This is a genomic window from Asanoa iriomotensis (genome assembly GCF_016862515.1).
In the GTDB taxonomy this organism is placed as follows: domain Bacteria; phylum Actinomycetota; class Actinomycetes; order Mycobacteriales; family Micromonosporaceae; genus Asanoa; species Asanoa iriomotensis.
Window position 1 is genome coordinate 36,018 of sequence record NZ_BONC01000001.1, and the last position, 20,014, is coordinate 56,031.

Here is a 20,014-nt window from a genome sequence, read left to right on the forward strand (position 1 = left end):
GTCCGAGGCTAGCCCGCGGCCCGGGTCGCCCGGCCACCCACCGCCGCCAGATAGGCGACCAGTTCGGGTGGCTCGTGGACCTCGAACTCGCAGCCGAGCGTGAGCAGGCGCCAGGCGAGGAACTCGAGGGTGTCGGCGTGCCCGTCCAGCCGGCACCGGTCGGGCCCAAGCGGGGTCAGGTCCCCGATTCGGTCCGCGAGCTGGTCGTACGGCGCGTGCAGGGTCGCTACGGCCCGGTAGACCGGGGTCAGCTCGGTCAGCCGGCCGGCGACGAAGGCGGCCGCGTCGGGCGCCGGCAGGGTGCGCGGTGCGACGCGGTGACCCGTCGACCGCAGGTCGCCGATCCGGTCGACCCGGAAGACCCGCCAGTCGTCGCGGTCGTTGTCGAACGCCACCAGGTACCAGCGGCGCCCGGCCGCCACCAGCTTGTGCGGCTCCACGAGGCGCTCGCCGTCGCGGTAGGCGAACCGGACGCGCTCGCCGATCACCCCGGCCAACGCCGTGAGCTGTGACGGGTCGACGGTCGGCCGGCTCCAGGTCAGCAGCGGCTCGGTCGCCCGCCCGAGCACGCCGACCCGTTGCCGCAACCGGGCCGGCAGCACCTGCTCGAGCTTGGCGAGGGCCCGCACGGACGCCTCCTCGATGCCGGCCACGGTGTGCCCGGCCCGCAGGCCGACCGCGATCGCCACCGCCTCGTCGTCGTCGAGCAGCAGCGGCGGCATCGCCTTGCCGGCGACCAGGCGGTAGCCGCCGACGTTGCCCATCGTGGCCCGCACCGGGTAGCCGAGGTCGCGCAGGCGGTCGACGTCGCGGCGGATCGTGCGCAGGCTGACGCCCAGCCGGTCGGCCAGCTCGCGGCCGGGCCACTCCCGCGGTGTCTGCAGCAGCGACAGCAGGCTCAGCAGCCGGGCCGGGGTGTCGGACATGGATCCCACGATGCCACTCTTGTGTGCCAGAAGCTGACCTACTGGGCTCGTAGCGTGCACCACATGACGCCTTTCCGGATCGACATCCCCCAAGCCGACCTCGACGACCTGCGCGACCGGCTCGCCCGCACCCGCTGGCCCCGGCAGCTGCCCGGCGCCGGCTGGAGCCGCGGCGTCCCGCTGGACTACCTGCGCGACCTGGCCGACCACTGGGCGACCGGCTACGACTGGCGCGCACACGAGGCCCGCCTCAACGAGTTTCCGCAGTTCATCACCGAGATCGACGGGCTGGCGGTGCATTTCCTGCACGTGCCGTCGAAAGCGCCGGACGCGCTGCCGCTGCTGCTCACCCACGGCTGGCCGAACTCGTTCGTCGAGTTCACGGACCTGATCGGCGAGCTGACCGCGGACTTCCACGTGGTGGTGCCGTCGGTCCCGGGCTTCGGGTTCTCGCAGGCGCCCACCGACACCGGGTTCACCCTCGAGCGCGTCGCCCGGATGTGGGCGGAGCTGATGCGAAGGCTCGGCTACGACCGCTACGGCACCCAGGGCGGAGACCTCGGCGCGTACGTGGCACCGGCGGTGGCCCGGGCCGCGCCGGCGCACGTGGTCGGCGTACACATCGACGGCGGTTTCGGTTTTCCGACCGAGGCCGACGTCCCAGGCATGAACGACGCCGAGCGCGCGGAATGGGCGCAGATGCAGCAGTGGATGAGCGGCGGCGTCGACCATCACGCGCTGCTGCGGGCGGCGCCGCAGACGTTCGCGTACTCCTGGACCGACTCCCCCGCCGGTCTGCTGGCCTGGCTCACGCACAAGTTCAAGGAGTTCGCCTTCATGGCCGAGACCCCCGACCAGGTCATCGACCGCGACCTGATGCTGACCAACGCCAGCCTGTGGTGGTTCACCGGCACGGCGGGTCCGTCCTCGTGGCCGATGTACGACCTGCTCACGCTCGCTCCCGACGGCGGCTTCGCCTGGCCCGAGGGTCAGAAGGCGGTGCCGAGCGGCCAGTACGGCGGCGGCTCGGCCCTGATGCGCCGGCTCGCCGAACGGGACAACACGATCGTGCACTGGCCGGAGGGCAACCCCGGCAACCACTTCGTGGCGATGGAGCAGCCGGCCGCCCACGCGGCCGACATCCGCTCGTTCTTCTCTGCCGTTGGCGAGCCGTCAGCGGACGGCTCGTCAAGCCTTCGCGAGTGACCGCGCGATGACCAGCCGCTGGATCTGGTTGGTGCCCTCGACGATCTGCAGGACCTTGGCCTCGCGCATGTAGCGCTCGACCGGGTGGTCCGCGACGTAGCCGTAGCCGCCCAGCACCTGCACCGCGTCGGTGGTCACCTTCATCGCCATGTCGGTCGCGAACAGCTTGGCCTTGGCCGCCTCGGTCGAGTAGGGCCGGCCGTGGTCGCGCAGCCGGGCCGCGTGCAGCGTCAACGCGCGGGCGGCCGCGATCTGGGTGGCCATGTCGGCCAGCATGAAGCCGAGCCCCTGGAAGTCGATGATCGGCGTGCCGAACTGCTCCCGCTCACGGGCGTAGCCGGCCGCGTAGTCGAGTGCCGCCTGCGCGAGGCCGACCGCGCAGGCGGCGATGCCCAGGCGGCCCGAGTCGAGCGCCCGCATCGCGATGCCGAACCCGGTGCCCTCCTCGCCGACGAGGCGGTCCGCGGGCACGCGTAGACCGTCGAACGCGATCTGCGAGATGGGTGACGCGTGCAGGCCCATCGTGCGTTCGGGCGCCTGCGGCACGATGCCCGGGGTGCCGGCGTCGACCAGCAGGCAGGAGATGCCGCCGGGGCCGGGGCCGCCGGTGCGGGCGAACACGTTGAAGAAGTCGGCGTCGTGCGCGTGGGTGATCCACGCCTTGGTGCCGTCGATCACGTACGCGTCGCCGTCGCGGACCGCCCGCGTCGTCAGCGCCGCGGCGTCGGAACCGCCCTGGGGCTCGGAGAGGCAGTAGGCGCCGAGCAGCTCGCCGCCGAGCATGTCGGGCAGCTGCTTGCGGAGCTGTTCGCCGCCGACGCTGGCGACCGGGTAGCAGGCCAGCGTGTGCACGCTGACCGCCTCGGCGGCCACGAGCCAGCGGGAGGCGAGGATCTCGAGGACCTGGAGGTACACCTCGTACGGCTGCCCGGCCCCGCCCAGCTCCTCGGGATAGGGCAACCCCAGGAGCCCGGCCCGGCCGATGGTGCGGATCAGCTCGCGCGGGAACTCCCGGCGGGCCTCGTAGTCGGCCGCCTTCGGGGCGAGCTCCCGGTCGGCGATCTCGGTCGCGAGGTCGAGGAGGTCTCCGGCCTCTTCGGTGGGCAGGACGCGCTCGATGCTGGTCATAGTTCGGCCAACTCCGTGGGTGTGGTGTTGAGGACGTCGGCACCCCCGTCTGTGCAGACGACGATGTCTTCGATGCGGGCGCCGTGCCGGCCCGCGAGGTAGATGCCGGGCTCGATCGAGAACGCCATCCCCGGCTCGAGCGGGCGGTCGTTGCCGGCCACGATGTAGGGCTCCTCGTGCCCGTCGAGGCCGATGCCGTGCCCGGTGCGGTGCAGGAACGCGTCGCCGAAGCCGGCGCCGGCGATCACGTCGCGGGCGGCGGCGTCGACCTGCGCGCAGGTCACGCCCGGGCGGACCGCCGCGACGGCGGCGCGCTGCGCGGCGTGCAGCACCGCGTACCAGGCGACCGCGTCGGGCGGCGGAGCGCCGACCACGTAGGTCCGGGTGGAGTCGGAGCAGTAGCCGGACGGCATCGTGCCGCCGATGTCGACCACGACCAGGTCACCCGGCGAGATCACCCGGTCGGCGGTGGCGTGGTGCGGGCTCGCGCCGTTGGGCCCGGACGCGACGATGACGAAGTCGACGGTGGCGTGCCCGGCGTCGATGATCGCCTCGGCGATGTCGACGCCGACCTGCCGCTCGGTGCGGCCGGGCCGCAGCCACTCGCCCATCCGGGCGTGCACGGCGTCGATCGCCGCACCGGCCGCGCGCAGGGCCTCGACCTCGGCCGGCGACTTGCGCACCCGCAGCTCGCCGAGGACGTCGCCGGCCAGCCGCTGCTCGGCGCCCGGCAGCGCGGCGCGCAGCCCCAGCACGTGCGCGGCCCACATCCGGTCGCTGAGCGCGACGACGCTCGGCGGCCCGTCGAGGGCGGCCACCACCAGCGGGTATGGGTCGTCGCCGTCGCGATGGTCGACGATCTTCAGGTTTGCGGTGGCCACTTCGGCGGCCGGCCGCTCCAGCGTCGGCACGACCAGGGTCGGCTCACCCCGGGCCGGCAGGACCAGGCAGGTCAGCCGCTCCAGCTGGTGCGCGTCGTAGCCGGTCAGGTAGCGCAGGTCGGAGCCGGGGGTGACGAGCAGCGCGTCGAGGCCGACGGCGGCCGTGGCACGCTGGGCGGCGGCCAGCCGCTCGGGTGGGTGGAGCTCCGCGTTGAGCACACCCCCAGCTTAACGGTCGTTCGGGCTCCGATCCGCCCCGTCGAGCCCGCGCGCCGCGGCCCGGGCGCGTCCGACATGTGACAGCACGTCGGTGTTGTCCGCCCACTGGTCGACGGCGCCCACGAGCGGCTTCTCGCGCAGCCGCCGGTCGGCGATGCCGGCGACGAGGGCGGCCGCGAACCGGGCACCGCCGACCACCGTGATCGGCCGGTCGTGGAACGGCCGCGGTGTGGGGTCCACCGCCGTGCCGAGGACCTCGTTGGTGCGCTCCCCCGCCTGCGACACGGCGGCGGCCAGGTGCCGCTCGCGCTCGCGCCAGTCGGCCGCCGCCAGCGCGGCCGCCAGCTCCTCGTGCGGCGCCTCCGGCAGGCGGGCGAAGGCGGTGCCGAGCCATTTGCTGTACGGCGGGTAGCGGCGCTCCAACAGCAGGAACAGCCGCATCAGGTCGCGGGCCAGCCGGGCGGCGACGACCCGGCCGCCCAGGTCGTCGCCGAGCTCGCCGCACCGGCCGACGAACGGCTCCTCCTGGTCGATCCGGGTCCACTGGGCGGCCAGCACGTGCCGCCACACGTCGTCGGGATACCAGCGCAGCGCCGCGCGGGCCGCGGTCAGGCCACCGAGGTCGTCCCGGAAGACCGCGCCGCCGGTGAACTCGGCCAGCCGCTGGGTCGGCAGCGCCAGCCAATCCCCGGTGGCCGGACGCCGGGCGTCGGGCATCGCCAGGGAGGCGGTGAGGTAGTCGTCGAGGGCGTCCACGGTCACGCCCAGGACCTGACCGGCCGCGGGCCGGGTCGGGATGCCGTGGAACGTTCCTGGTAATGCCCTGTCGACGGCCACGCTGACGCTGAGCACCTCCGCGCGGTCCTCGACGAAGACCTGCAGCCGCGGACCCCAGTCGTGGTCCCGCGACCGGGCGGTGTCGAAGCCGAGCACGTCCGAGCCGGTGTCGACACGACCGGCCGCGTACCGCCGGCCCCGCAGCGCGGGCCGGACCACCTCCTCGTACAACTGGCGGCTCACCGACAGGCCCGGCGTGAACTCCATGACGATCTCCCGGGATAGGCTGGTGTTGATCACTGACGGTGACAGAGAGGACGAGGCGATGGCTCTCCCCGAGGTCGTGTCCCGCGAGCAGTGGCAGGCGGCCCGCGACGCCCTCCTGGTCCAGGAGAAAGAGGCGACCCGCGCGCTGGACGCCCTGGCCGCGCAGCGGCGCCGGCTGCCGATGGTGAAGATGCCGGGTGATTATGCGTTCACCGGCCCGTCGGGCACAGCGGGTTTACGCGACCTGTTCGAGGGCCGCGACCAGCTCGTCGTCTACCAGTTCATGGACAACGGCCCCGACGACATCTGCTCGGGCTGCGCCAGCTTCACCGACAACGTCGGGCGCCTCGAGCACCTGCACGCGCGCAACACCTCGTACGCCGTCGTCTCGAACATGCCGTTGACGCAGCTTCTCCAGGTGCGCGACCGGATGGAGTGGACGGTGCCGGTCTGGTCGTCGCGCGGCACCACCTTCAGCGACGACATCGGCGCCGGCGGCGGTTTCGGGCTGGCCGTGTTCGTCACCGACGGCACCGACGTGTTCCAGACCTACCTGACCAGCGCCCGCGGCGTCGACCGGCTGCGCTTCGACTTCAACATCCTCGACCTCACGCCGTACGGGCGGCAGGAGAGCTGGGAAGACTCCCCACTGGGCTGGCCACAGACGCAGCCGTACAGCTGGTGGCGCCTGCACGACGAGTACTGACCATGTTCACGGTGTCGCCGGCCACGCCCGATCAGCTCGACGACCTGGTGACGCTGCTCGGGCAACGCCGGTTCTTCGCCGAGAAGCTCGACGCGCAGTCCCGAGCCCTCGGGGTGCTGCTGGTGGGCCGGCTCGACGGACGCCCGGTCGGTGACGTCTGGGTGTCGTTCTCGCCGGCACCCGAGGCGCAGGTCAACGAGTTCCTGCCCGGCGTGCCGATGCTCGTGCACCTCGAGGTGATCTCGGTGCTGCGCAACCGCGGTTTCGGGACGTCGTTGATCGGCGCGGCGGAGGAACTCGTCCGGTCCCGCGGGCACGAGCGGATCACGCTGGGCGTCGGGATCGAAAACCCGGACGCGCGGCGCCTGTACGAGCGCCTGGGCTATGCGGAGTGGGCACACGGCACGATCGCCACCGGCTACTACTGGGTCGGCGACGACGGCGCCCGGCAGTGGTTCCCCGAGACGATCACGATGCTGGTCAAATCGCTGCGGTGATCGGGACGTCGCGGCGGTCGGCGCCGCTCACGGCTGGAAGCGGTAACCCATCCCCGGTTCGGTGAGCAGGTGCCGCGGGTGCCCCGGGTCGGCCTCCAGCTTGCGGCGGAGCTGGGCCATGTACTGGCGGAGGTAGTTGGTCTCCGTCTGGTACTGCGGGCCCCACACGTCCTGCAGGAGCTGCCGCTGGCTGACCAGCTTGCCGGGGTTGCGCAGGAGGATCTCCAGCAGATGCCACTCGGTCGGCGTGAGGCGCACCTCGCCGCCGCCGTCGGGTGGGTCGACCGTGCGCGCGGACAGGTCCACTGTGAACGCGCCCACCTTGACCACCGGCGTGGCGTCGGTGGTCGCGCCGATCCGGCGGGTCACGGCCCGGATCCGGGCGAGCAGCTCGTCGACGCCGAACGGCTTGGTCACGTAGTCGTCCGCGCCGGCGTCCAGCGCCGCCACCTTGTCGGCACTGTCGGCGCGGCCCGACAGCACGATGATCGGCACCGTGGTCCAGCCGCGCAGGCCGCGGATGACCTCGGCGCCCTCCATGTCGGGCAGGCCGAGGTCGAGCACGACCAGATCCGGCGGCCGGGCGGCCGCGGCCCGCAACGCCGTGCCGCCGTCCGCGGCGACGTCCACCTCGTAGTCGCGGGCGCGCAGGTTGATCCGCATCGCCCGCAGGATCTGCGGTTCGTCGTCGACCACCAGAATCCTGGTCACCGGCCACCGCCCGCATCGCCGTCTTTCCGCTCGCGCTCGTCCGCGTGCACCTGGTCCCTGCCGTCCTCACCCGTGCTCGTCTTGCCTTTGCCGTCGGCCGCTTCCGGGCCCGGCCTGTCGTCGGTGACGCTCTGGCCCTCCTCGGGGCCGACGCCGGTGCCGTGGCGGAGGCCGCGGTTGCGCCGCGGGAGGTCGCGTCCGTGCGCATGACCCGGGCCGTCCCCCTGGTCCACCGGGCCGCTGTCGTCGCTCCCGCTGTCAGCGGACGCCTTTCGGCGGCGGCCGATGCGGCGCCGGCGTCTGCCGGTCGATTCGCGCTCAGCCGCTTCGCGCTCGGCGGCGGCCTGCTCCGCCGCGGCGCGCTCGGCCAGGCGGGACGGATGCACGGGCGTCGGCACCAGCCGGTCCTCGCCGCGACCGTCGCCGTCCGTACCCGCGGAGTCCTGGTCCGCCAGCCCGTCGGGCACGCCGTCCGTACCCCCGACGGCCTGTGGCGATGCCGCGTCCGCGGCATCCAGATCCACCGGCTCCGACCGGCGCACCGGCTCCGGCTCCGGACCCCGCCGCGGCCGCGCCGGCTCCGCGACCGTCAGGTCCGGCGTCGCCGCCGCCGCGCCGAGCCGCGTCGAGAGCTGGTCGTCGCGGGGCCAGCGGCGCAGGCGCTCACGGATCGCGCGATCGGCCAGCTCGGTCGCGCGGGTCTCGGTCGGCTCGACGTCCGCCTCCGCCGACGGCAGCGTCAGCACCATCGTCAGGCCGCCGCCGGGTGTCGTCTCCGGCACCAGCGCGCCCGCCATCGCCTCGGCCAGGCCGCGGGACAGGGCCAGGCCGAGGCCGACGCCCTCGTGGTTGGTGTGGTCGCCGAGGCGCTGGAAGGGCTGGAACACCCGGTCGCGGTCCGCGTCCGGGATGCCGGGGCCGTGGTCGATCACGCGCAGCTCGACCAGGCCGCCGTGCTCGCTCGCGGTGATCTTCGGTGGCTTGTCGGGCGGGCTGTAGCGGACCGCGTTGCCGATCACGTTGACCAGGATCCGCTCCAGGAGGCCCGGATCGGCGTGTACGAGCGGCAGGTCGTCCGGCATCCGCAGCACCACCGGCCGGCTCGCGGGGCCGAGATCGTCCAGCGCGCGCGGCACCGCCTCCTCCAGGCCGAGCGCCGCCGGGACGACGCCGAGCGCGCCGGCCTGCAGGCGGCTCATGTCGAGCAGGTTGGCCACCAGCCGGCCGAGCTTGTCGAGGGACTCGTCGGCCGCGCTGAGCAGCTCGTCACGGTCCTCGGCGGAGAACTCCACCTCGTCGCTGCGCAGGCTGGTCACCGCCGCCTTCGCGGAGGCCAGCGGCGTGCGCAGGTCGTGGCTGACGGCCGCGAGCAGCGCCGTGCGCATCCGGTCGGCCTCGGCCAGCGGCTGGGCCTCGGCGGCCTGCTCGACCAGGCGCTCCTGGCGCAGGGCGATCGCCGCCTGGGCCGCGAACGCCTCGACGATCCGGCGGTCGCTGGCCTCCAGGGTGTGCCCCCGCAGCACCAGCGCCAGGTCGTCGCCGATCGGCACGTCGCCCGTACCCTCGGCCGGGGTGCGGCTCGGTGGTGTGCCGTCGATGGCGGCGACGCGCCAGGCGGCCGGGTCACGCCGGCGGTCCGGCACGTCGACCGAGCCCGGCGCGCGTTCCAGCAGGGTCACCGACTCCAGGCCGAACATCTCGCGCAGTTGCCGCAACAGGGCTTCCATCGGGCGTACGCCGCGGAGAACGCTTCCTGCCACGGTTGCCAGGGTCTGTGCGTCGGCACTGGCCCCCGCGGCCTCCCTGGTCCGTGTCGCGGCGGTGTCGACGACGGCGCTGACGGCTATCGCGACCACGACGAACACCGCGAGCGCGAGCAGGTTCTCGGTGTCGTTGACGGTGAACTTCCGCAGCGGCGGCGTGAAGAAGTAGTTGAGCAGCAGGAACCCGACGACGGCCGTCGCGATCGCGGGCCAGCGGCCGCCGACCAGCGAGACGATGATGACCCACAGCAGGAACAGCATCAGGTCGGTGGCCAGCGAGAGATCGTTGGTGAACGGCACCAGGATCGCGGTCAATGCGGGCAGGCCGATGAGGGCGACCAGATACCCGGCGATGCGGCGGCGCCGCGACAGTGCCGCTCCCCCGCGCCGGAACCGCCGGCGCCCCGCGCCGACCTCTTCGTGGGTGACCAGGTGCACGTCGATCGGCCCGGACTGCGCGGTGGTGGTCACGCCGACGCCGGCGGAGAAGAGCTGCTGGAGCCGCCCGCGCCGGCTGGCGCCGAGCACGAGCTGGGTGGCGTTGACACCGAGGGCGAAGTCGAGCAGGGCGCGCGGCACGTCGGGTCCGACCACCTGGTGGTACGTGCCGCCGAGGCTTTCCACCAGCAGCCGCTGCCGGGACAGGAGTGCCGGGTCGGCGTCGACGAGCCCGTCGGACCGGGACACGTGGACGGCCAGCAGGTCGGCGCCCTTGCTGCGGGCGGCGATCCGGGCGGCACGGCGGATCAGCGTGTCACCCTCCCGCCCACCGGTCAGCGCGACGACGACCCGCTCGCGCGCTTCCCAGGTGGTGCCGATGCCGTGCTCCTCGCGGTACCGGTCGAGCTGCTCGTCGACCTTGTCCGCCAGCCAGAGCAGTGCCAGCTCGCGCAGGGCGGTGAGGTTGCCGACCCGGAAGTAGTTGCCCAGCGCCGCGTCGACCTTTTCCGATGGGTAGACGTTGCCGTGCACCATCCGCCGCCGCAGCGCCTCGGGCGTCATGTCGGCCAGTTCCACCTGGTCGGCACCGCGTACGACGCTGTCCGGAACGGTCTCCCGCTGCACCACCCCGGTGATCTGCTCGACGACGTCGTTGAGCGACTCGAGGTGCTGGATGTTGACGGTGCTCAGGACCGTGATCCCGGCCTCGAGCAGCTCCTGGATGTCCTGCCAGCGCTTCTCGTTGCGGGAGCCGGGGACGTTGGTGTGCGCGAGTTCGTCGACGACGGCGACCTGGGGGTTGCGGGCGAGGATGGCGTCGACGTCCATCTCGGTGAACCGGGCGCCGCGGTAGCTCATCTCCCGCCGCGGCACGACCTCGAGATCGTCGACCATCTCGGCGGTGTGCTGGCGGCCGTGCGTCTCGACGAACCCGATGACGAGGTCGGTCCCCCGGCCGGCCCGCCGCTGGGCTTCCTCGAGCATGGCAAAGGTCTTCCCGACACCGGGCGCGGCGCCGAGATAGATCCGGAACTGTCCACGAGCCATCGCGTTCAATAGTCCCGCGCCAAGGTGGCTTGTCGGGCCGATCTTGACACTATCGCTACGAGTTATCCGTCGCCGAACGCGAACCGTGCCGCCGTGTGCCACGAGTCCGGTTCCGGCGCACCGACCATGAGCCACACCTCGCGCGGCTCGGCCCGCAGCGGCAGCCGGGCCGCGACCGCGTGGGCCGCGTCCTGCAGGTCGATCGTCGCGACGTCATGCCCGACGGTCAGATGGGGTACGACGTCCTCGAACGCGCCGCCGTACGGGGGTTGATCGGGAAAGCGCGCCCAGAGCGCTTCGGTGAGGGCCCGGAAGGGTTGGTCGGGCGTGGGCGCGAGCCACACGACCTGCTCGCCGAACCACCGCACCTCGGTGAACTCGACCGCGAACCGCGCGGTGGCGGCGACGGTCTCGCGGACGGCGTCGAGCACGTCGGGGGTGATGTCGTTCGGCGGGACGAAGGGGTAGAGCGCGGTGACGTGTGCCGGCACTCCCCACCGCGCGGCCTGGTCGAACCGCGCCCTGTAGGGCCCGACGACCTCCTCAGCCTCGGGCACGGGCACGATCAGCGCGGTCTCGATCACCTGCACGCCGCCAGTGTCGATGCCGACGCCCTCTAGATCAAGAACCGACCTCACCGTCACTGATGGGCCGCGCACACCCTGTAAGGCGTCCTAGGATGTTCGTGGTGCGGCGCGCGGCGCGCGGAGGCGCACTGTTGCCCACTATCCGGCGGGCCGACCCAGGCTCCAGGCCAACGCCGCCAGACCGACCAGCCTCATCAAGTGCGGGTGGTTAACGCCAGCCCGGGGCCGCGCCCCACTTCGGTGTGGATTCCAACGCGACGCCCGGCGCAGCGGGCCGCCCTCACCGCCTCGATGTGGTCACCCCCGTTTCTTGGATCAGCCACGGGCCGCTCCCCAGCCGAGGAGCGCGGCGATGCCCAGCGCGCTCCGCGGCGCGTAGGCGCAGCGCCACAGGCCGCCGTGTGCGGCGTGCTCCGCCTCCTCGTGCCAGACCTCCGCCGCGGCGGTAGGTGGATTGCGTAGGTCGTGGACCAGCAGCGCGGCCATCAGCGTGTTGCTCGTCGCCGGCTCGAAGACCTCGACGCCGAAGCGGTGGGCGCCCGCGTAGGCCGCCGCCAGCGCCCGGTTCTTGACCACCGACCGGGTGCGGGTCGGTGGCGCGACGTTCATGCTGACGGTCACGCCCTCGGCCCGGGCCACCGTCGCCCGCCAGCGGTGGATGCGTTTCGAGAGCGCGTAGTTGGGGCCCTGCTGCGAGACCAGCGCGTCACAGATCCCCGGGTCGTCCCCCGGAGCGTAGTTGCGTCGCAACATCCGCCCGCCCGACACCAGCCGCAATGGCCGGCGTAGTCGGCCGACGCCCGCCGGCGACGCGTATGCACGTTCGGCATGCGCCACCGCCTCGCCCGGCACCGCGAACACGTCGGTCGGCGTGGCCAGGAACGCCAGCGCCGTGTCGGGGCGCGACTGCCGCACGTGGCCGGTCAGGGCGTCCACCGCCGTGCTCAGCCGCACGTTGATCGCACCGTCGGCGTAGACGTAGTTGCCCAGCACCAGCCGGCCGTCGAACCCCTCGAGCCAGCCCGCCACGGACGCGACGCCGTGGAGCAGGTCGGCGCCGGCCCGCTCGGTGAGCTCGCCGTCGCCCTTGGCGGTCGGGACGTGCAGGCGGCCACCGTACTTCGCAGCGGTCTCGAACAGCCGCGACCACAGCGCGGGCCGGGCCAGGTCGACGGCTGCGACCTGGTTGCCCCAGCGCAGCAGCGACGGCACCGGTCCCATCTCGGCGCCGGCACCCAGTGCCACGATCGTCGTGCCGCCCAGGTCGAGCCAGTCCGGGTTGGCCTGGACCGCCCGCACCGCCTCGGCGCAGGACGGCTCGATGACTCCCGCCGCCAACCAGGCGTCGAGCCGCCGCTTGATGCCGTCGCCGCGCAACCGCTCGCCCCGATAGGGCAGCGTCAGCTCCTTGTCGACCCGCCCCTGACCGCCGACCGTCGCGGTCGTGAGTGGCTCGGCCGGCCCCGCGAACGCCGCAGCGAGCGGCTCGACCGCGCCTTCGGGGGTGCGGAACCGCATGCGCTCGGCGACCGACGCCAGCCCGTCGGCCGCGATCCGGCGAGCCGCCTCGCCGGCGCTGAGCCCCGCCTCGACCAGCCGCCGGAAATGCACGAGGTAGCCGCGCCGCCAGTCGGTCTCCCGCGCCGCCGCGGCCGCGCCGATCGGGTCGACGCCCCGCAGCGCATCACCCACCACCGCCCGGCCCAGCGACGAGGTCACACCGGTGCCACTGGCGGTAGGCGGGAAGATCACGCCGCTCGGTTCAGTCACGGGCACATCATCGCGCGCCCCACCGACAATCGCATCGCCCACATCCGAGGCCCAGCGAACTGCCACATCACGAATCGATGTCGAGGCCAACAATTTCCCCGGAAACCGTGCTCTGGCACGGAAAACACGGCTTCCGTCGCGTCCGGAGGGTGGATACGTTCGGTCCCGCGGTGCACCCGGCAACAGCGAGCAGCGGCGGCTCGCAAAGGCCAACAGACCGATGAACCACCGTTCTGCAGACGGTCTCCGACGATCGACCAACCGGCACAACCCGACAACAGCCTGCTGGCCGTCACCGCCACGGCCCCAGCGACCACATCCCGGCAACACGCTGTCGGACGCTGGCGAGACGTCAGCGTCTGCGGCGATGAAGTAACCGCACGAGGGAGGCCGCTCGCCCGCGTACCTCCGACGGCACGCGCGACATGCCACCCGCGGGACATTCGTGTCGAGCCGGCGGGCGGCCCGGAAGGGAGGTCATGAGGGGTGCGGTGGGCGGTCCGCCGCCTGGCGGGCCGCCCACCGCGTCAGGGATGGGTCAGACCACCGTGCAGGACGAACCGCCGACCGTGAAGGTGGTCGGCTCACCGGTACCGCCCGTGTGGGTGCCGTTGAAGCCGATCGTCGTCGAGCCGCCCGGCGCGAGCGTCGAGTTCCACGACAGCGGGGTCGCGGTCACCGCCTGGCCGGACTGCGACCACGTCGCCGACCAACCCGGCGGCGTGATCCGCTGGCCGGTCGGCAGCGAGAACGCCAGTGTCCAACCCGAGAGAGTGGAGGTACCCGTGTTGGTGAGCGTCACACCCGCCGTGAAGCCCGACGAGCCACCCCAGGGGCTGATCGTGTACGCGACGCGGCACGACGACGGACCCGGGCCGGGGCCGCCACCGCCGGCGGTCGTGGTGACCGAAACGACCGGCGACAGGGCCGAGAGGTTGCCGGCGGCGTCGCGGGCACGCACCTGGTAGCGGTACGTGGTCGAGGCCGCCAGGCCACTGTCCACGAAGGACGCCGACGTCGGCGTGCCGACCACCGCGAACGTGCCGCCGCTCGCGCCGGTCGCCCGCAGCACGTCATAACCCGTGACACCGACCGCATCCGAGGAGGCCGCCCATGACAACGAGACACCGGACGAGGTCACCCCCGAGGCGGTCGGCGTGCCCGGCGTCGTCGGCGGGGTGGTGTCCGGGCCGGGCCCGGAGCCGTCGTCGAGCGCGTCGTGGATCGCGGTGTAGGCCGGCTTCGGCGAGTAGTTCGCGTCCCACGGCAACGCCGCGCCCTCGCCGCCGAAGACGTCCGGCACCCACGAGTACTTGTCGGTGAAACCCCAGATGGTGATGCCGGCGCACGCGGTCACGGCCAGGCACGCCTGGACGACGTTGCGGTAGTACGTGGCCTGCGTGGTGTCCTTGCTGCTGTCGCGCGGCATCTGCATGCGCACGTCGAGCTCGGTGACGCGCACCTGGACACCGAGCGCGGCGAACCGCTCCATGTTCTGTTGGACCTGAGACGGGAAGCCGTACTGGATGGCGAGGTGACCCTGGAAACCGACACAGTCGACCGGCACGCCGTCGGCGCGGAGCTGGCGCACCAGGTTGTACATCGCGGTGCTCTTCGCGTTGATGCCCTCGACGTTGTAGTCGTTGATGCACAGCCGCGCGTTGCTGTCGGCGGCGCGGGCGTAGCGGAACGCGTCGGCGATGTACGACGCGCCGAGGGTGTTGTACCAGAAGCTGGTCCGCATGTTGCCGTTGTCGTCGAACACCTCGTTGACGACGTCCCACGAAACCAGCGCGGGGTTGTTGGCGTAGCGGCCGGCGACGGTGGCGATGTGGTCCTGCATCGCGGTGCGCATCGCGGTGGCGGACAGGCCCTGCACCCAGCCGGGCGTCTGGCTGTGCCACACCAGCGTGTGCCCGTGCACCTGCTGGTTGTTGGCCGTCGCGAAGGCGACGACCTGGTCCGCGCCGGCGAAGGTGTAGTTGCCGTCCGACGGCTCGGTGGAGTCCCACTTCATCGCGTTCTCGGCGGTGACCTGGTTGAACTCCGTGGCGGCGATGTTGCGGTACGCGGTCTCGTTGGCCAGCGGGCCGGTGTTGGCCGCGTAGCCGATGAACTTGCCGCGCGCGGCGGCGTGCACGCGCAGCGGCGAGTCGGCCGCGGCGGGTGGCGCCACGACGAGCGGTACCGCGAGCGCCGCGGCGGCGGCGATCACGGCCATCCGCGCGGTCCGGGCGCCGCGGGCAAAGATGATCATGGGGATGGTTCCTCCTGACGATGGGGGTACGAACTGGAGGTACGCCACGGACGGTTGCCGACTCCCCCGCTGCCGCGCCCCGGTCCCAGCTCGTCGACGCCACACCGGCACGACGACGGAACTGCCCGCCGGCGAAACGAGCGCCACCCCCGGGAAGCGTCGATGCGACGCCGCCTGGAGGTCGCCAAACTCGACCCGACGGATCAAGGACACCCGCACGTTCGGTGACGAACGCGTCGACAGCCCTGCCGAACGCGACGCCACGGCCCAGGGCCGACGTGTCGAAGCCGCGACGACCCTCCACGCTCAGCAGCGAACGCGAACCCGGAGACCCGCCAAACGCGACATCACCGCCAAGAGCCGACATCGACCCAGGACAGCCCGACGCGCGCAGCAACGAACACCAACCCGCAAGCCCACCAAACGCGACACCACCGTCGAGAGCCGACATCGACCCACGACAGCCCGACGCGCGCAGCAACGAACACGAAGCCGCAGGCCCGCCAAAACGCGACGCCACCGCCAAGAGCCGTTATCGACCCACGACAGCCCGACGCGGCAACGAACAACGAACCCACAGGCCCGCCGACGCGGACATCAAGGGATTGCGGAACAGCGCCCGCCCGGAGGACGCGGACCCGCCATGGACGCCCATCCGTGAAGCAACGTCAATGGAAGCGCTCCCATCCTGCATGGAGGACCGATCGAGCGTCAACACTTTTCGATACCCGGCTGTGATCCGGATTAAGTCGTAAAAGTCCGATCTGGTGGTGACTTATCCGAGAATCATTCGTTACGGTAAGCGGGATGTTCAGGATGGGCGTTTCACCGCCCTGGGCCCCCCGGATCGGTGAACTTGAGCAGAGCGGGCCGTCGTGGCGTCACGAGCGGCCGATGCTCGCTGCCTACGGCGCGCTGCTGAGTCTCGTCGCCGCGATCGGGCTCGTCCTGACCATGGTCACCGGGGAGTTCGCCGCCGGTGTCGCGCGCCCCGGGTTCTGGCTGCTCGCGGGGCTTGCCGTGCTCGCCGACGCCCGGGCGTTCATCGCCACCGGGCGGCGCGGGAGACCGGTGCTGATCTGCCCTTCGCTGTGCTTCACGTTCGCGATCCTGCTGTGTTGGGGTCTCGGGCCGGCGATAGCCGTCCAGGCGATCGCGGCCGGGGTCGTCGCCTGGCGGATGCGCTACCCGCCGACCCGGGCGGTGCTCATGGCCGCCCAGTTCGCGGTCGCGTCGACCGCGGCGTTCGGCGTGCTCGCGTTCGGCAGCGACGACCTGCTCCGGACGATCAACGCCAGCGACGCCGCCCGCGACGTCGTCTCGGTGGTCGGTGCCGCGGCTGTCTGGCTGGTCACCTACCAACTGCTGCGCGCCCTCGCCGGCCTCACCACCCGCGGCCGGACGACCGCACAGGTGCTGCGCCCCGTACCCAGCTACGAACTGCTCTTCATCGCCGCCCTGCTGCTGCTCGCGCCGGTGCTCGCGGCCACCGCGTACATCAGCATCGCCTTCGTGCCCTTGATCTTCGTGCCGTTGTACGCCGTCGAGCACATGGCCCGGCTCGCCTCCGAACGCGACCTGATGGCCCGCCGCGACCCGCTCACCAACCTCGCCAACCGCAGCGGGCTGGCCGCCGCGTTCAACCGCCTCCGGCCGAACGGGTCCGACGCGGCGCACGACGCACCCGGGCTTGCGATGCTGCTGGTGGACCTCAACCGCTTCAAGTACGTCAACGACGCGCTCGGCCACGAGGTCGGCGACCGCCTCCTGATCGCCGTCGGCCAGCGGCTCCGGTCGGCCCTGACCGCCGACGCCACCGCCGCCCGGCTCGGCGGCGACGAGTTCGCCGTCGTCGCGCCCGCCACCACCGAGGCCGACGCCCGCGGCCTCGCCGAGGCGATCACGGACGCGATGTCGACCCCGGTCGTGCTCGACGGCCTCCAGGTCGACATCACCGGCTCGATCGGCATCGCCCTCGCGCCGACGGACGGCGAGGACTTCGCGACCGTGATGCGACACGCCGACGTCGCCATGTACCTCGCGAAGCAGCGCGGCTGGCCCATCCAGACCTACCGGGCCGAGGACGACCACAACTCCCCCGAGCGCCTGGCGCTGCTCACCGACTTCCGTCACGCGCTGGAGACCGGCGAGGGCAAGGTCGCGCTGCACTACCAGCCACAGGTCGACCTGCCCAGCGGCCGCGTCGTGGGCTTCGAGGCTTTGCTGCGCTGGGAGCATCCGACACAGGGACCGATACCGCCGTACGAGCTGCTGCGGATCGCCGAGCACACCCCGGTCATGCGCATGATCACGCAGCGGGTGATTGACGAGGTCATCGCGCAGCAGGCCCGCTGGCTGGCCGCCGGCGTCTCGCTGCGGACGTCGCTCAACGTCAGCATCCGCGACCTGCACGGCGAGGAGATCGTCGACCAGATCACGAAGCGGCTGGCCGAGTACCGGGTGCCCGCCGACCTCATCCAGGTCGAGATCACCGAGAGCGCTCTGACCGCGGACCTGGCTCAGCTCCGCGCGACGATCGACCGCATCGCCGCCGCCGGCGTCGCGATCTCCCTGGACGATTTCGGTACGGGCTACTCGTCGCTCCAGCACCTCCGCCGCCTGCCGCTGAGCGAAATCAAGATCGACCGGTCGTTCGTGGCCGGCATCGCCCACAACGCCGACGACGCGGTCATCGTCCGCTCCACCGTGGACCTGGCCCGTGCGCTGGGGCTGCGGGTGGTCGCGGAGGGCGTCGAAAACCGCTACACGGCCCGCCTGCTCACGGAGGCCGGCTGCGACGTGGCCCAGGGCTACCTCTACGCCCCCGCCATGCCCGGCGACGCGGTGATCGCCTGGCTCGGCCGCCACCCGACGCCCGCCTGACCAACCGGGCCCGCCACACCAGGTGGCGCGGCGGAGGCGCCAGCGGATTTGCGCCGCTTCGGGAGCGTTGTTTCGTTCCTTTGTGGGCAACGCCTGCCATGGCCGTGCTTGGGTATCGTGCCCGGATGATCTTTGAGCGGGGCCAGACGATCGTCCGCCGGCATCGCTACCCGGACGGCCGGTTCGGGTCGGTGCTGTGTGGGCGGGTGGTCAGCGACGACGAGCGCGGCCTGGCCCTGTGGATCGAGGCCGGCTCGCAGACGTTGCGCCGCGTCGACCTCGCCGGTCGGCCGACCCGGGAGCTGTCGCTGCTCACGTCGTTGCGCATGACCACGCTGCTCGGCCTGAGCAGTTGGCAGCCGTTCCGGACGCTGATGGTGATGCCGCCCGGCGCGGCCCACTCGATCTGGTGGAGTTGGCTGCCCGGCGGCGAGTTCAACGCCTGGTACGTCAACCTCGAGCGCCCGATCACCCGCTGGGCCGGCGGCGTCGACGTCTGCGACCAGGAGCTCGACCTGCTGGTCCATCCCGACGGCTCCTGGTCGTGGAAGGACGAGGACGCCTTCGCGGAATACACCGGCGAACCGGCGTTCTGGGACGAAGCCGAGGCCGCCCAGGTCCGCGCCGAGGGCGAACGGCTGCTCGACCTGGCACGCGGCGGCGCCGCCCCCTTCGGCGCCGAGTGGATGGCCTTCGAACCGGATCCGTCGTGGCAACCGACGCCCATGCCGCACTGGTGGGAACTGCCGGCAGACACGACCTGCTGGGGCCCCGAGTACTTCCACCCCTGAGAGCGCCCCCAGGTCCGGTTTTGAGGGTGACCCGGTGCGGGCCTGGCAGCGGAGCGAAGCGGAGCGGTGTCCGGCGGGAGCGACGGTCGCGCCCCCGACGGACCCGGGGCAAAGATCCGATCCGAACATCCCTGAGCTGCCCAAACGGTGCGGCGTGGTGCGGCGGCGCCGACCGAAGGGCCAGGAAAGCTGGTCATTGCGGCTGGGGCGAAACAACGTCCGCAGACATTGATATCGATCTCGCTAAGGGTTAACGTGCGTTCACTCGCCGTTACCCGGCGGTAACTCGTGCACCTTTGGGAGGTCGCGTGAGTCCTGTCAGATCCCCCCACCCCCGTCTGGTTGCCGTGGTCGCCGCCGCCGCGTTGAGCGTCGGTGTGCTCGCGGTCAGCTCGCCCGCCCAGGCCGACCCTGGGCCGCCGCCCTCGTCCATGGCCAGCATGGGTGACTCGATCACCCGCGGCTTCAACGCGTGCGGCTTCTACTTTGACTGCACCTCGCGGTCGTTCAGCACCGGGGACGACTCCGGGGTCAACAGCCACTACCTGCGGATCCGCGCCAAGAACGGTGCGATCAACGGGAGGAACTACAACCAGGCCGCGTCCGGCGCCAAGGCAAGCGACATGCCCGGGCAGGCCACCGCCACGGTCGGGCGCAACCCCCAGTACGTCACGATCCTCATCGGCGCCAACGACGCCTGCACCAGCTCCGAAAGCTCCATGACGAGTGTCGCCACGTTCCGCGGGCAGATCGACACCGCGCTGAACACGCTCAGGAACGGGCTGCCCAACGCGAAGGTCGCCGTCATCAGCATCCCGGACATCAAGCGGCTCTGGGAGGTCGGGCGGACCAGCGGCACCGCGCGCACCGCGTGGTCGCTGTTCGGCATCTGCAAGTCGATGCTCGCCAACGCGAGCTCCACCTCCGCCACCGACAGCGCCCGGCGTGACCGGGTGCGCCAGCGGGTCGTCGACTTCAACACGCAGCTCGCGCAGGCCTGCGCCGCCTACGGGCCCAATTGCGAGTGGGACGACAACGCCGTGTTCAACTACCCGTTCGCGTTCAGCCAGGTGTCGGGCTGGGACTACTTCCACCCCAACGCCTCGGGCCAGGCCGCGCTGGCGAGCGTGAGCTACGCCGCCGGCTTCAACTGGTAG

At 72.2% G+C, this 20,014-nt stretch carries 14 protein-coding genes and 1 pseudogene; 6 read left to right on the top strand and 9 right to left on the bottom strand.

The genetic code is table 11. The annotated features are described in order from the left end of the window. Positions 1–8: 8 nt before the first annotated feature. Positions 9–926 carry a helix-turn-helix transcriptional regulator gene (locus Air01nite_RS00175; protein WP_203699678.1) on the bottom strand — a complete coding sequence of 306 codons (918 nt, stop codon included), beginning with the start codon at positions 924–926 and terminating at the stop codon, positions 9–11. A gap of 63 nt (positions 927–989) precedes the next feature. Here Air01nite_RS00175 and Air01nite_RS00180 point away from each other — a divergent pair, with 63 nt between their 5' ends. Next, the gene (locus tag Air01nite_RS00180) at positions 990–2,132 is read left to right on the top strand and encodes an epoxide hydrolase family protein (RefSeq protein ID WP_203699679.1); all 1,143 of its coding nucleotides are present in this window, start codon (positions 990–992) and stop codon (positions 2,130–2,132) included. Here Air01nite_RS00180 and Air01nite_RS00185 read toward each other — a convergent pair. From Air01nite_RS00185 to Air01nite_RS00195, 3 genes are read right to left on the bottom strand one after another with little or no spacing between them, the layout of a single operon-like run. Beyond that, complete coding sequence (locus Air01nite_RS00185) at positions 2,115–3,260, bottom strand: acyl-CoA dehydrogenase family protein (RefSeq protein ID WP_203699680.1); 1,146 nt, start codon at positions 3,258–3,260, stop codon at positions 2,115–2,117. The genes Air01nite_RS00180 and Air01nite_RS00185 overlap by 18 nt on opposite strands. Further along, a complete protein-coding gene (locus Air01nite_RS00190) occupies positions 3,257–4,360 on the bottom strand; it encodes a M24 family metallopeptidase (RefSeq protein WP_203699681.1) in 1,104 nt (367 codons plus the stop codon). Before Air01nite_RS00190 ends, Air01nite_RS00185 begins: the two co-directional genes overlap by 4 nt. A 9-nt stretch (positions 4,361–4,369) precedes the next feature. Next, entirely contained in the window at positions 4,370–5,404 is a 1,035-nt protein-coding gene (locus tag Air01nite_RS00195) for a DUF4037 domain-containing protein (RefSeq protein ID WP_203699682.1), read from the bottom strand. A gap of 58 nt (positions 5,405–5,462) precedes the next feature. Between Air01nite_RS00195 and Air01nite_RS00200 the strand changes: the two genes are divergently transcribed. Further along, a complete protein-coding gene (locus Air01nite_RS00200; RefSeq protein ID WP_203699683.1) occupies positions 5,463–6,110 on the top strand; it encodes a DUF899 domain-containing protein in 648 nt (215 codons plus the stop codon). 2 nt (positions 6,111–6,112) lie between these two features. Beyond that, a complete protein-coding gene (locus Air01nite_RS00205; protein WP_203699684.1) occupies positions 6,113–6,607 on the top strand; it encodes a GNAT family N-acetyltransferase in 495 nt (164 codons plus the stop codon). A 27-nt stretch (positions 6,608–6,634) separates the two neighbouring features. On the opposite strand, the gene Air01nite_RS00210 is transcribed toward Air01nite_RS00205, so the two are convergent. From Air01nite_RS00210 to Air01nite_RS00230, 5 genes and pseudogenes are all read right to left on the bottom strand, one after another. Next, entirely contained in the window at positions 6,635–7,318 is a 684-nt protein-coding gene (locus Air01nite_RS00210; protein ID WP_203699685.1) for a response regulator, read from the bottom strand. A gap of 722 nt (positions 7,319–8,040) precedes the next feature. After that, positions 8,041–10,569, bottom strand: a pseudogene (locus Air01nite_RS00215) (DUF4118 domain-containing protein); the annotation flags it as partial. A 62-nt stretch (positions 10,570–10,631) separates the two neighbouring features. Further along, positions 10,632–11,159: a 2'-5' RNA ligase family protein gene (locus Air01nite_RS00220; RefSeq protein ID WP_203699687.1), complete on the bottom strand. Its 528-nt coding sequence runs from the start codon at positions 11,157–11,159 to the stop codon at positions 10,632–10,634. Positions 11,160–11,471: 312 nt separating this feature from the next. Continuing rightward, entirely contained in the window at positions 11,472–12,926 is a 1,455-nt protein-coding gene (locus tag Air01nite_RS00225; protein WP_239090387.1) for a hypothetical protein, read from the bottom strand. A gap of 538 nt (positions 12,927–13,464) precedes the next feature. Then, a complete protein-coding gene (locus Air01nite_RS00230) occupies positions 13,465–15,183 on the bottom strand; it encodes a glycoside hydrolase family 10 protein (RefSeq protein ID WP_239090388.1) in 1,719 nt (572 codons plus the stop codon). Between the two features lie 894 nt (positions 15,184–16,077). On the opposite strand from Air01nite_RS00230, the gene Air01nite_RS00235 reads away from it, so the two are divergent. The 3 genes from Air01nite_RS00235 (at position 16,078) to Air01nite_RS00245 (ending at position 20,014) form a co-directional block, all read left to right on the top strand. Further along, positions 16,078–18,066 (top strand): putative bifunctional diguanylate cyclase/phosphodiesterase, encoded by a 1,989-nt coding sequence (locus tag Air01nite_RS00235; protein WP_239090389.1) that lies wholly within the window; start codon positions 16,078–16,080, stop codon positions 18,064–18,066. Between the two features lie 125 nt (positions 18,067–18,191). Further along, on the top strand, positions 18,192–18,857 hold the full coding sequence (locus Air01nite_RS00240) for a ribonuclease FAU-1 family protein (protein ID WP_203699688.1): 666 nt from the start codon (positions 18,192–18,194) through the stop codon (positions 18,855–18,857). A gap of 308 nt (positions 18,858–19,165) precedes the next feature. Further along, the gene (locus Air01nite_RS00245) at positions 19,166–20,014 is read left to right on the top strand and encodes an SGNH/GDSL hydrolase family protein (protein ID WP_239090390.1); all 849 of its coding nucleotides are present in this window, start codon (positions 19,166–19,168) and stop codon (positions 20,012–20,014) included.